This window comes from Parabacteroides sp. KHUB-02 (genome assembly GCF_056640955.1).
Map to the genome: position 1 here is coordinate 2,988,819 of NZ_JBWQEV010000001.1, position 13,566 is coordinate 3,002,384.

The window sequence follows — 13,566 nt, forward strand, 5'->3', positions numbered from 1 at the left end:
TTATGTCAACCAGATATCGAACTACCTACCACGGCATTTTATTGGGCTTATTACTTCATGTAATCATGGCACAAGCCGTTAACGCCCAAAGAAGTCTCTCGGAGCGATTGGATTATTTCCGGAGTTTAGGAGAGCGGACCGAGTTGGAACTGGAAGAGATTCGTACCCCGATCGTCTCTTACCAGACTCTTATGGACTCGATCACCCAGCGTATCTTAACGGAACAATGCGGTTATATCGTTTATCCCGCTGAATTGGGGAATGCTTTCACTTTCGTAACAAACCCGGACGCAAACCAAGCGATCTCACGTTTGGGTTATTTACAGTCCCCAAGTTCTTTATTACCCGATCATGTAGAGCAATGCGCATATACACCTTGGCTGTTCGGAAACGAGTTATTAACCGCATCCAAGAATAAAGCCAATGCGGATCCTCTCTGCCGCTTCTTCGATGAAAAGCTTGGCCCAGTCAAAGTAACGCAAGCTTTGTGGTATTATTTCAATAAAAGAGAACCGGAAAAGATCTTGCCTCCCCCTACCGTCGAGAATATGTATTTCTTCAAAGGTAAAACCGGAGATCTGGATAATATGCAATCGTTGCTCAACTCCGATAAACAAGGCTATATCATTTGTCCCGTATGGACAGAAGATGTTACAGGTGTTCTGGACAACCCGGACGAGAATCCTTCTATCAGAGGAAGCGGAACGATTGAGTTTTTCATCAAGGAAGCTCCCCTTTCCATCGCCCTCAACATCACGCCTTGGGAAGAAGACGCCATTGGATACCGAGAAACCGATTTCATCCCATTCGTTTACGACACCACTTACACGCAAGCCGTAAAGAACTGGTTGCTATCCGTGCGTGAGCTGCGTCCCTCCACGATTCGTACGTTCTTCTGTTATTTCGATAAACGTAGCAAAGAAGAGATCGCCGCACAAAAGAAAAAGGGAAATTGCAGTATTCCCGTATTCAAGGTAGATGGCGCATCATCAGAAACCAAACGCCTATCCGAACGCCTAAGTCAATACAACCAACGAGCTTTTCCGATCGTACCGTATTGGCTGCAATCCGTATATGAGCAATTACCGGCAAACCTTATCCGGAAATTCAGCCGAATGGAATATCTAGGGTATGTAGTGGATACAGAAAGCAGGCAACCTAGCCAAGTAAGCGACTGGCAACAACAGGAGTGCTTGATAGATATGCCCGTTTATTCGGATACACCCGTCGATTTACTAGTCCTATTCCGAAACTCAAAAGCGACGAATGATTTCTTAAGATCGAAAGAATCCCAGATGGCTCTTTTAAATAACTTATTCACAAAGGGTACCGGTACGATCAACCGAAACCCGTCTCTCCGGAAACTCAACGGATTGACTCTTTACTTCCCTGATTTCGATTTTAAACTGGAGAACCGGAGAGAACTTGTACAATTCGTGAAGTCCACTAGTTTCGTAATCGATTCTTTTTGCGTGGATGGTAATAAAATATATAAAAACTACGATCTAAATGTCATATTCCCTATCAAGGAGAAAAAGCATATCGGTTATCTATCCATTCTATTGAAATACCAATTGGTAGACCGCCTTTGTTTCGTCGATTACGATGAAATGGGCGTTCCCGTAACTACTTGCGAAAATCGAGAGAATAAGCAAGAACCAGTACTCAAGATGGTCATGTATGAGGAAGAATGCGAGGTATCCTTACTAGATAATCTTTTCAACTCTTTATTCTATTTGCTAAATCCTTTTCCGCAAGGCGAGCAACTCACCAGTTGCTCCGATGATCTGGCGCAACTGGCAAATACGGAATTCTCCAACCCGATGCTTATTTATTTCGTATTGGGTGATATATTCTTATTTCTCATACTATTAATCCTAATCACCCTGTATATGACATCCAGTAAGTTCTACATGTTGGCACAACATTATAAGCGATATGTCTTGCCTCTATTACTGGTATTCATATCCGAGATCGTATTGGTATTATACCTAATCACCAATATCGTATCCTCACGGGAAACTTTCGACATATGGACTCAAATGATACTGTTGGCGCTCCCACTCTTCTTTTTTCTCTTAATCATCGTACCGATCGGGCACCGGGAAAGAGAGCCGTTGCCTTAAATCACCACCGGCCCTCTTTATTCAATTCCCGGCGGATCGCCATAGATAAGATATCGGAATCTAGCCGGGGAGTGTCTTGCTTTAGCAACCGAAGGGCACAACGCCGGATCACATTCGAGATGGTGCCACCCGATAACTCATAAGTAGCTGCCATACGGATCATTTTGTCCGCATCCGCAGGTAGCCAAGAAGAGGGAAGCATTCTACGCCATAATTCCTCACGTAAGTCTTGATCCGGCATCGGGAAATAGATAATAGACTGGAAACGACGGGAGAAAGCTTCATCAATATTACTCTTTAAGTTTGTGGCTAAAACAACGGTTCCCGGGAAATCCTCGATCCGTTGCAGCAAATAAGCGATCTCTTGATTCGAATGGCGATCATTAGAAGTGTTCGTCGAGGTTCGTTTACCGAATAAGGCATCCGCCTCATCGAAAAAGAGAATCCAATTTCGGTTTTCCGCTTGGTCGAATACATTCGCAAGGTTCTTTTCAGTCTCGCCGATATATTTGGAGACAATCATGGAAAGATCGATACGATATACATCCATCCCGTTCTTCTTGCCAATCAAGGTTGCGCAAAGCGTCTTACCCGTTCCCGGCGGGCCATAAAACAAAGTGCGGTAACCGGCCTTCAAAAAACGACTCAATCCCCAGTCCGAAAGGATGACCCGATGCCCCGTAATCCAATTATTTATCTCCTCCAACTCCTCACGCACATAATAAGGCAATACGGCATCTTCCCAATTCAAAGCCGTACTAATCCGTTTGGCCGGAAAACCCATATTATAGTCCGGCTTATATTCTCCCTCAAAAGATAAACGGTACAAGAAATCCTCCGATATACGCAGTTGTCCGCTCAAGAACGGTTCACCATTCCCGGCTCCTTCCAAGCCAACGACGTGATACATATGGAACCAATGCTCCTCACGAAATAGACGAACCACTTCCAGACGGCGTTCCACACGATCGCCCGCCAACAGGAAAACGACCGTCTCGCCCGTTGGCAAGAATCCTCCGTGCGATAGTCCTTTCCAACCGCCAAATTCCGTATAAGGACGGTCAAAATTCTTATTATGCACAAAAAAAATATCCAACATCTGCGGAGAAAGATGAGGCATTAAGGCCAACATCAACACCATCCACTCGTCGAAAGTAGGATCGACCTGTTCCGGCAACAACGCCTTCCAAAGCGGTCCTGCCTTCGGGAGTGGGATATCATAGACGGAAGATAAATCGCACTCCTGCCGGAAATACAAACGAATGGAGACATCCAATACCCGCTGGAACCAATCGATCCACTCGTTCATAAGACAGAAGCAGCTTTAGCACCCATCACATCCGCCTCGTGTTCCAAGGATAAATCATCGTTAACGGCCATTCCACCTACCTCGGTAGTAGGCTGCACACGTCCCTCGGCTTGCTGGATGACGTGTGTCAACTCATGTCCCAATAGCTGCTGTCCGGCAGACGTATCCGGTTTGAATTGTCCCGGGGCGAAATGGATATCCGTACCTTGCGTATATGCCAAAGCCCCAACCTCCGGCGCTTTCGATGAATCCGGGTGTACACGTACCGATGAGAAATCCGTCCCGAAGGAAGACTCCATGCCTTGGATTACATGATCCGGAATCCCTGTCTGGTTCTTAGTTTGCCGTTGGGCCACAAATTTTCCTTGAAGAAGCTCATCCTCATCTTCCACATCCCGCTGAACGGCGAACTTACCTTGCAGCAAATCATCCTCATCCATTGCGTCACGTTGCATAGTTTCCACCATTTTAGCCTGCAAGGCAGATTGTACCCGGTTATCTTCCATCAATTGTGTTGATTCACCTTTACGGTTTTGAAATACCCGCGAAGGTCCTTCTTGAATCTGTATCCGATCCGCATTCATAATGTTATCTTTTAATGTTATTTACCGCCACTTTACTCTAAGTATTTTTTCCATCCATGGAGTTTTAATGAACCTGAAGTTCCAAGCAATCGAATCTAACAAGACGTCAAAAGCTCTCTCCTCGACCGTTAGCGTCCAATTATTCTTCTCCATCTTTAACACTCCCTTTCTCCGGATAAAAGTACTTTGAAGACCTTCCCAGCTCGTATTCCTCATCTTATCCCAATTCATAAGTACCGCTTTCTTCAATTGCTCTATCATCTCTAATTCATTCTCAGCTAAATCACACGAGCGAGGAAGCGGTTCCGGACTATCATAGCCCGTCAAGACTTTGCTTAAGAATAATTCTGGCTCCGGGATTTCCTTCTCATCCGTTACAAAACGTTGAGACGCAAAAATGGCCTTCACTTGGCATTCTCTCGATTTAAAGCCACGTCTGTCATCACTCAAGTAGCCTAACCTATGAAAAAGTATTGGCAGATAGACGGCTATGATCGTCAAGCCCGCATTGTTAATAGACACGCCATGATCTTCTAACTGGCCATTCAAAACATCCATATCCATATTATTTTTAAGTTGATATATAAAAACTGACAATTCAGATAAATTAGTTGTATGTCGACATATAAAAGTCTCTATCTTATGTAATTTCTCCTCGGGCACAGACTCCCTCAAATGCTGCCAAAAGAGGAACAACAATCCATCTTTGGAGTAATTCCGGTAAACGTTGCCGGAAAGAGCCTGTAACCACCCCAACCAAAGGTTCTCTTCCAACCCGAAGCTATTGAGACGAAACAAGCGGATTACCTCCTCGACAAGTAAGCGCAAAGCGGGAGTTGCCCCTGTATATAATTCCTCCAATAATTCCATCTTTTGGGAATTGGACGGATAGATAGCGGGAAAAGCAGTACGGATGGGAAGCTCGGGCGCTTTCCCCGGTTTCGTGCCCAGTAAAGCATCCATGGTACGTGTAAACGCATCCATATTCTCCAACATACACTCATGCAATAACAAGCGCAGCCGAGCAGCATCTCCAAATGTACGATTCTCTTTTACATTCGTAAGGTATTGGATCAAGGATACCTGATTCGGAAAAGCCAGACCGTATTCACGGATGACAAGCAGTAATAAGGAAGCGAAGATACGAGCGGCCTCTATCGGTTCTTCCACCCTTATTCCAGATGAAGGAATATCCTTCAATTGCCGTAATTGGTCCAGTAATATTTTCGAGTTCGTCTTCTCCAAACCACTCACGTACTCGAATAGATCGCCCAGCGGTTCATCGGAACGGCCCGTGATTATAAATTGTCCCAACCGATACGCTTTCCTCTCCTCATTCAACCAAACAGAGAATAAAAGCTCGGGAGATTCCTTATCCATATCCTCGTACAGCAGGTCTATTATCTCACGTAACTCTTCCGGAACCCACGGATATTCCCCATGTGTTCCCTCATGAAAATAGGAGATCAACTCCCGCACCGTGATATTATAATGAGCAGAGAACTGTCCCAACACCGAACATACGAATTGTTTCCGGCTAAAAGCGGTTAATGGCCCGCTAAACAGTACCAGAAAAATAAACTCCCATTTCAACAGCCGGAACTCGCCGCCCACCCTTCCTTCCAAACGCCCTTGCTCTTTCCCCTTATCCAGCGTCTGCGCATACCGGATAATGAAATGGCTTTCCACCGGAACGATTTGCCTAACCACCGAATAGATTTGCTCCTCGCGCAAGGAACGGATAAAGCGACGGCACAAACCGGAATTAGACAACCGATCTTTCAAATCTTCCGGGTAATAAACGGATATATCGGCGGGAGAATCATCGAGAGCATTCAAGTACAAAGCAATGATCAATTCCCGAACGGCTGGATAAGCCGTTAGCAGCCCACTTGCCAAGGTACGGTAAAAATATCCCAATAACTCCATTACCGTCAGATTGTAATGCGCCGCCAATTCCTTTAACACGGAGAAGGCAAACTGATGGCGGGAAAATACGCTTCCCCCCCTACCGAAAATAACCTCGAAGATAAACACCCATTTCAGTATCCTGAAATCATTCCCGGCTTTCCCTTCGAGCATACCCAATTCCTTCTCCTTATCCAACGCTCTCGCATAGTCGATGACAAACGGACTCTCCGCAGGGATCACCTGTTCCACGATCTGGTAAATCTGTTCCTCATTATACCCGGATAAGAAAGTCAAGCTCTTCTCCCGCCGCACGAGCAAAGCCTTCAATTCTTCCAGAGAAAAAAGAGAGAGATTTTTAGTGAATTCCTTTTCCGATAATGTCTCTAGCCGGATATCCTTCAAGAGCGACAATAACTCGGGCATGAACAAGCGGGTAGAGGCGAACTTATCTAAATCATACGTCAGCATCCCCAGTAAATCCACAAAAGAAATGGAATAATAGCCGGATAATTCCCGCAGCGTGTACGTCACCATTTGTTTCCGGTTGAAATAGCCTTGATCCTGAGATAATAAATATCCCCATAGGATTATCCAGATGGCGTTTCTGTAATCATTCTTCCCTATCTCCGGACGCTTTATCTCGGGATAAGAGTCTTGCAAGAAACGGGCATAAGCGTTTATAAACGAGCTTTCCGAGGGTGCCACCACATGTACCAAACGTTCTTGATAGATATCATCCAATTGAAAGACCAGACGTTTACGAATGGTAAGCGCCTTTCCCTTCTCACGCAGGAAATGACTTAATTCTATCGGGGATATTCGTACTAATTTATCTAGAAGTTCCGGTAAGGTGAGCCTCTCCTCTTCCAGCCAAGGCCAATATCCGTGCGACATATAATAGGTAAATACTTCCAGCCAAGATTGCCTGATGGGAACAACTGCGATTCGGTCGGGATGCTCTTCCTTACTTCGCAAATAAGAAGCGAAAGTCTCGTCCAGTCTCTCTGCCAGTCTACGGGGGAATTGCTCATAGAATTCATCTTCTTCTAGCTCACCTAGATCCAAGTCTAAACTCTCGATCCGGATCAACTCATCTTCCGTATCATAACGGCTTAAAATCTCATCCACGATCCCTTCTAAAGAGGTTCGGTTAAAGGTATCCCAACGACCATATAAATCATGAACGAAAGGTTCCCGATCCGCAACTAAATCTAGTTTTAAGGTGCCTATTGTTATCATATGGTTTGCAGGGTATTTCAGTCTTTATTAGATGCATGCAATATCTATATTATTCTTCGATTAAACAAGTATTATCCAGATTCTTTTCCACAAAAACATATAAAAGTTGATTGTGCCAGAATAAAACTTATGCGTACCTATAGGTAAGCCTGATCGGTACCTATTCTATTCTTAAATTATCGCCACTGATTTTACAATCAGCGGCGGCATTTGTATATTCAGCGGCTGTGAATATAAATTCAGCGCCGCCAAATTAAGAAATAGAGCTTATTCGACAAAGAATATATAGGCTCTTGGAGAAGTATTTCGTAGGGAGAGAAGCGTTTTTCCTCCAACAGAGAGAGATATCAAAGATATTTACGTAAATTTGCCATTCAGTTACAATTTATCAACCTAAATTCTTTATTTACATGGAATCTGTAATGAAAAAAACAGCCGCCACAAGCTTGTTAGCCTCTTGTGCGGTATCGCTGGCCTTGTTTTCCTCTTGTGCCAGTCAAGAACAAAACACACTTACTCCCGAGGAAATCGCTGACGGATGGGTTCTGCTTTTTGATGGAAAGACATTGGATGGTTGGAAAGATTACAACGGGACTACATTGACACAGCCTTGGCATGTAGTGGATGGTTGTATACAAGCCAAAGGAGATGGTAGCGACGCTAGTGGCTACATCGTAACCGATAAAGAGTATGAGAACTTCGAGCTTTCTTGGGACTGGAAATTGTCCAAGGGTGGCAATAGCGGTATGTTGTACCATGTGGTAGAGCGTCCCCAATTCGCTGTTCCTTACGTAACGGGGCCGGAGTATCAATTGATCGACGAGCCGAACTTCCCGGACCCATTGGAAGAGTGGCAGAAATTAGGTGTGGATTACGCAATGCATTTGCCGGATAAATCCAAGATGAAGGTGAATCCGCAAGGCGAATGGAACAACTCCAAGATCGTATTCGATAATGGACATGTGGAACATTGGTTGAACGGACAAAAGATCCTAGAGTTCGAGGCATGGACAGACGATTGGCACGCTAAGAAAAATAGCGGCAAATGGGCCAACGCGCCGGAATACGGATTGGCGAAAAAAGGTGTGCTTTGCTTGCAAGATCATGGTTATCCCGCATCTTTCCGTAACTTGAAGATCAAAGAACTTCCTCGTAAGGCCGGTAAGGAAGTGAACTTGTTCAACGGCGTGGATTTGACGGGATGGGAACCATACGGTACGGAGAAATGGTACGTAAAAGACGGTTTATTGGTTTGCGAAAGTGGTCCCGATAAGCAATACGGTTATCTCGCTACCCGTGATTATTATGATGATTTTGATCTGACCGTAGAGTTTAAGCAAGAGGCTGACGGAAACTCCGGCGTATTCATCCGCTCTTTCGTTGAGGAAGGCGTGAAAGTAAACGGCTGGCAGGTAGAAGTAGCTCCGAAGGGTCACGATACAGGTGGTATCTATGAGTCGTACGGACGTGGCTGGTTGGTTCAGATTCCGGATGAGAAAGAGAATATCTTGAAAGAAGGCGATTGGAACACGATGCGTATCAAAGTACAAGGCGATAACGTACAGACTTGGCTGAACGGACAGGAAATGGTAAACTTGAATGATGAGAAGATCGGAGCGGGTAAAGGCCGCATCGCCCTTCAGATTCACGACGGTGGAGGCATCAAGGTTCTTTGGCGAAATTTAAAACTTACGACATTATAATAGAACGAAGCTAGATTATAAACCAAATAAGGTGTTTCAAAAGAAGTCTTTTTGAAGCACCTTATTTTTATCATTGATAACACCCTCTTTTATCACTGGATTTTATGAATAAACTTATCTTTACAGCTATCCTTTCGGGATTTGCCGGCCTCTACGCCATGGGCCAGAACGAGATCCGGCTTATGGACATGGACCTAAATAAATCCTACCAAACTTACGGTGGCGCCGTCAAAGGGAAATCAGTTACCAACGAGCCCGCCTCTATACAAGGAAAAACGTATGATGACGTGATCGGGGTACAAGCCAAAAGTCATATCAAGATCGATTTACACAAGAATGCGTCACGCTTTCAAGCGCAGGTCGGGATCGCCGACTCACATATCGATTATACGGATAAAAGCCTCACGGTTATCCCTTTTGTTGACGGAACGAAAATGTATTTCGATACCCGAAAAAACGCCAAGACATTTGTTGGTCTAGAAGGTAAAGACGGAAAAGTACATCCGGGCTCGGCCTTATTTATCTTGAAAGGAGATGACAAGGAGCTTTATAACAGCGGTATCGTCAAACTTGGCGATGCCCCGAAAACAATCGATATCCCCCTAAATGGCATAAAGATATTGGATCTTATTGTAGAGCCTACCGACGATGGACCTAGCGGAGATCATGCCTTATGGATCACGCCCCAAATAGAGTATATGGAGATCATCCCCTCGATCGTCTCCACGAGCTATCAAGGGAAAGGGCCGGAAGTATCATCCGGTACGGAGAAGAAATTACTTGATAAAATCAAGCAATTACCCCAACAAGGGCTTCCTTTGGAAAACACCTCTTTCGACTGGCTTTTACAACCCTCACGATCAAAAGCCGGCATATATGCGACTCCCGATGGCAAAAGCATCTTATTGTCAAACGGAATGGTAGCACGTATGTTCCGTGTCTTACCCAATCTTTCCACTCTCGATATCTTTAACCGGATGACCGGAGAAAGTATGCTTCGTGCCGTAAGTAGCGAAGGTAGTTTGACGATTGACGGGAAACGTTGGGAACTTGGCGGGCTGGCCGGCCAGCCCGAGCGCGGATACTTCCAAATGGAATGGGTCGACCAGATGACTACTCGCCCCGGTTCTTTTCTCATTGAGGATTTCCGCATAGAAGAGCTGCAGGAAGATATCAAATGGGCCAGAAGCCGCTGGGCACTGAATAAGAACGTACCTACAGGGAAAAGACTGACTTTCGTATTGAAAGGAGAGAAAGAAACAGAAGGTGTCACCGTAGAACTCCATTACGACTTATACGATCACATCCCGGTTATCCGGAAAAGTATGGAGGTTACCAACAATACCCCGCAGTCCATAGATATCGATGCCTTTCAATTGGAATATCTGGCATTCGCCGAACCGGAGTCGCCCGGCGGTGGAGATCCCTCTAAATTCAGGCTCCCGAACATACATGTAGAAAGCGATTATGCTTGTGGCGGAGAGTTTACCGAGCGGGAAACCGATATCACGGAGAAATGGGTGGCCGATCCGGAATATACCTCCCAACGCAATTATCCTTTGCTAACACCTTGTATATTAGATATATCGCCCAAGATAGGTCCTGATTATACCCTAGCGGCGGGCCAGAAATTCAAATCTTTTAGCGTATACGAGATGCCGTTCGACAGCGATGATCGGGAACGAAAGGGTTTGTTTAAACGACGCTTACATTATACGGTAGCTCCATGGGCTACGGAGAATCCGATCTTCATGCACCTTACCTCTTCCGATCCGGATGTTATTCGTACCGCTATCGATCAATGCGCTACCGTTGGATACGAGATGGTTATCATCAGCTTTGGATCCGGATTGAACGCCGAGGATATCTCAGAAGAAAATATCGCCAAATATAAATCTTTGGTGGATTACGCCCGCAACAAAGGTGTAGAGTTAGGGTGTTACTCCCTCTTATCAAGCCGTTGGATCAGCGACGAGGTAGATGTTATCAATCCCAAGACAGGTAAACGAGGGGGGATGCGCTTCGGTAGCGCTCCCTGCCTTTGCAGCGATTGGGGATATGAGTATTTCCATCATATACGAACCTTCTTCGAGCATACGGGCATGCGTTGCTTCGAGCACGACGGCTCCTATCCCGGCGACGTATGTGCATCTACCCACCATACCTATCATAAAGGGCTGGAAGATTCCCAATGGAATCAGTTCCATAAGATAACCGATCTCTATCGTTGGATGTGCGAGAATGGCATTTATATCAATGTTCCCGATTTCTATTTCTTGAACGGGTCTACCAAGACAGGCATTGGTTACCGTGAAGCCAACTGGTCGCTTCCCCGGGATCGACAGATCATCCATGCCCGCCAATTGAATTATGATGGTACATGGGATCGGATGGCTTCGGCATGCTGGAGCTTTGTTCCTCTCGTGGAGTATCAAGGAGGAGGAGAGGCCGCTACCTTGGAGCCCCTCCACGAACACTTGTTCGAATACAAAACACATATGATGCAAAATTACGGAGCTGGTGTCCAAGCTTGCTATCGAGGCCCACGTCTGTATGATACCCCGGAGACCCAAGCGGCCGTAACCGAGGTTATTCAATGGTATAAGAAATACCGCGATATACTCAACAGCGATATGATCCATTTACGCCGACCGGACGCACGAGACTGGGACGGGTTCATACACGTCAATCCTCACAAGAAGGAGAAAGGTCTAGCCATGTTCTTCAATCCGACCCATCAAGAGATCACCCGTACGATCCATATCCCACTCTATTATACCGGCCTGACACAAACAGCCCGCATCCGGGAAAAAGAGCAAAAGCCTGTCACCTACAAACTGAACCGGGACTATACAGTGGAGCTTACGGTTAAAATCCCTGCCAACGGATATACTTGGTATGTGGTTGAAGCAGCCGATTAGAACTAAAATGGCCGGGATAATCGCTACCCCGGCCATTTTATCTATCTATAGACTTCTTTATCTACGTCCGTTACCTAGATGTTTTCTGCCATGTTTATTCCCTTTAGGCTGCTGTTTCTCCAGATATTGTTTGTATTGTTCCTCCGTCAATATCTTTTTCATCTGGGCGTTCTTATCCTCACGCATGGCCAACATCTTTTCCCGTTGCTTCTCACGCTCAGCCTTCATCGCCTCACGTTCTTTCTGAGCCTTTTCCATATACTCTTTTTGAAGTTTACGGAACTCCACCGCTTGTTTCTCATCTAACTTCAAGTCGGCGATCATCTTCTCGCAACGTGCGGACGGATCCATCTTACGCTTGTCCATACGCCTGTTCTCACGAGCGAACACAGAAGTTGAACTCAACAATACAACCAAACACAATCCTATTACCTTTTTCATAAACTACTACTTATTACTTTTATTATAAATTACCTGTTTATGAAGCGCTTCGAAAAAATAGACATCGATAAAAAGGAAAGGTTTAATCACAAATAACATTTAACATTTTACCACAGGCCATTTACCATCTCGGAATCTCCAAATCATCCTTACTGGGCAATGCCGGGAATTTAGCGTGTGGTTCCGCCTGATACCAGAAAGTAGTCGATGAGATATCCGACTTTTGATTATTATACCTACCATCGTGCCGCCAACCCAAATCTTGAATCGTAACCTTCAGATCCTTTTCAAAACGAACCGGGTCCAAGATATGCCAGCGATACAAGCCGAACGCCGTAACAGCCCGATATAGGCCATCCGGACGGATCACTTGGTGCATTCCCGCATAAGGAGTGGTGAATTCTTGGTATTGATGTGTTTTCTGATTCTCGAAGTTATACGAACCGCAGAAATAATCCTCCGTACCTGTTCCACAGATGGTCGGGTATTCCTTGTCGCCATCCATATAGAACTTGATCTCTCCTTCACCCCACCAACAGTTATCATTGACACGCCAAGCTAAATAAGTTCCGACATATTGTCCCTTTCCCTTGATTCCATCCACCAACGTATGGATAGAGCCTTGTGTCGGGTTGGAACGGCGGAACTGCGCATGGAAATATCCCTCATCCTCCGGCACTTCCGTCAAGGTATAATTAATCTGGTAATACAAACGCATCTCTTCCGCATTATTAATATTCTCCAACGTTATGCGTGCTTTCTTACGGAACGGCATCTTCCAGTAGCAATTGAAAGAGCTCCCGGGATTTACACAGACCGCCAACGAGGAAAGTTGGGCATACTCATTAAAAGCACTGGCGAAGAAATCCCCGACCGGACATTCAACCGAAGGCTCTTTCTCGTCGTCCCAATACATACGGAGTATCGAGAATCGCCAGTTGCCAGTGGGAGTCATCCATATCTGCTGGATAGCCCCCGGGCCATCAATCTCCGCGATAGTAACTGTCTCCCCCGGTTTCACGATAATAAAAGGATTTACTTTCCAGCCTTTCCCCAAATCTTTCGCTGGGCCAGCTGCATTCGCCTTATTCCGGACATCCTTATCTCTCACGGGATCAGCCATCGCTCCTTTCCCTTTCTCCCCCGTAAAATTCTCCGGACTGATCGAACGACTCTGCGCATTCGACAAACGAGAAAGGTTTCCCATATTCATATCCAACCCGTTAAAAGGATACTGCTGGGCATTCGCCCAAAAACTTAACAGCAAAAAGGCTAACAGCAAAACATTGATCTTCTTCATAATGACTTTTATTATTTAAAATTTATACATCG

Annotated in this window: 8 protein-coding genes; 3 read left to right on the top strand and 5 right to left on the bottom strand. The window is 45.4% G+C overall.

From position 1 onward, the window contains the following. Positions 1-2: 2 nt before the first annotated feature. A complete protein-coding gene (locus ACYIA1_RS13255; protein WP_480335482.1) occupies positions 3-2,126 on the top strand; it encodes a hypothetical protein in 2,124 nt (707 codons plus the stop codon). 1 nt (position 2,127) lies between these two features. Here the strand turns inward: ACYIA1_RS13255 and ACYIA1_RS13260 are convergent, their stop codons facing one another. From ACYIA1_RS13260 to ACYIA1_RS13270, 3 genes are read right to left on the bottom strand one after another with little or no spacing between them, the layout of a single operon-like run. After that, the gene (locus ACYIA1_RS13260) at positions 2,128-3,435 is read right to left on the bottom strand and encodes an ATP-binding protein (RefSeq protein ID WP_480335484.1); all 1,308 of its coding nucleotides are present in this window, start codon (positions 3,433-3,435) and stop codon (positions 2,128-2,130) included. Then, on the bottom strand, positions 3,432-4,019 hold the full coding sequence (locus ACYIA1_RS13265; protein WP_005867018.1) for an eCIS core domain-containing protein: 588 nt from the start codon (positions 4,017-4,019) through the stop codon (positions 3,432-3,434). Before ACYIA1_RS13265 ends, ACYIA1_RS13260 begins: the two co-directional genes overlap by 4 nt. Before the next feature lie 21 nt (positions 4,020-4,040). Then, positions 4,041-7,169, bottom strand: coding sequence for a contractile injection system tape measure protein (locus tag ACYIA1_RS13270; RefSeq protein WP_480335486.1), 3,129 nt, complete (start codon positions 7,167-7,169; stop codon positions 4,041-4,043). Between the two features lie 410 nt (positions 7,170-7,579). Between ACYIA1_RS13270 and ACYIA1_RS13275 the strand changes: the two genes are divergently transcribed. Further along, positions 7,580-8,872, top strand: a complete 1,293-nt coding sequence (locus tag ACYIA1_RS13275; RefSeq protein ID WP_008773813.1) for a 3-keto-disaccharide hydrolase — start codon at positions 7,580-7,582, stop codon at positions 8,870-8,872. Between the two features lie 104 nt (positions 8,873-8,976). Beyond that, positions 8,977-11,793: an NPCBM/NEW2 domain-containing protein gene (locus ACYIA1_RS13280; protein WP_480335488.1), complete on the top strand. Its 2,817-nt coding sequence runs from the start codon at positions 8,977-8,979 to the stop codon at positions 11,791-11,793. 57 nt (positions 11,794-11,850) lie between these two features. Here ACYIA1_RS13280 and ACYIA1_RS13285 read toward each other — a convergent pair whose 3' ends face one another. Next, positions 11,851-12,234, bottom strand: coding sequence for a hypothetical protein (locus tag ACYIA1_RS13285; RefSeq protein WP_005861419.1), 384 nt, complete (start codon positions 12,232-12,234; stop codon positions 11,851-11,853). Between the two features lie 121 nt (positions 12,235-12,355). Beyond that, positions 12,356-13,534 (bottom strand): glycoside hydrolase family 172 protein, encoded by a 1,179-nt coding sequence (locus ACYIA1_RS13290; RefSeq protein WP_196007007.1) that lies wholly within the window; start codon positions 13,532-13,534, stop codon positions 12,356-12,358. Positions 13,535-13,566 lie beyond the last annotated feature (32 nt).

What these genes read in the sequence shown, in the direction of transcription:
- ACYIA1_RS13255 (WP_480335482.1), top strand. Translation starts at nt 3, where the DNA reads ATGTCAACCAGATATCGAACTACCTACCACGGCATTTTATTGGGCTTA.
- ACYIA1_RS13280 (WP_480335488.1), top strand. Translation starts at nt 8,977, where the DNA reads ATGAATAAACTTATCTTTACAGCTATCCTTTCGGGATTTGCCGGCCTC.
- ACYIA1_RS13275 (WP_008773813.1), top strand. Translation starts at nt 7,580, where the DNA reads ATGGAATCTGTAATGAAAAAAACAGCCGCCACAAGCTTGTTAGCCTCT.
- ACYIA1_RS13290 (WP_196007007.1), bottom strand. Translation starts at nt 13,534, where the DNA reads ATGAAGAAGATCAATGTTTTGCTGTTAGCCTTTTTGCTGTTAAGTTTT.
- ACYIA1_RS13285 (WP_005861419.1), bottom strand. Translation starts at nt 12,234, where the DNA reads ATGAAAAAGGTAATAGGATTGTGTTTGGTTGTATTGTTGAGTTCAACT.
- ACYIA1_RS13260 (WP_480335484.1), bottom strand. Translation starts at nt 3,435, where the DNA reads ATGAACGAGTGGATCGATTGGTTCCAGCGGGTATTGGATGTCTCCATT.
- ACYIA1_RS13265 (WP_005867018.1), bottom strand. Translation starts at nt 4,019, where the DNA reads ATGAATGCGGATCGGATACAGATTCAAGAAGGACCTTCGCGGGTATTT.
- ACYIA1_RS13270 (WP_480335486.1), bottom strand. Translation starts at nt 7,169, where the DNA reads ATGATAACAATAGGCACCTTAAAACTAGATTTAGTTGCGGATCGGGAA.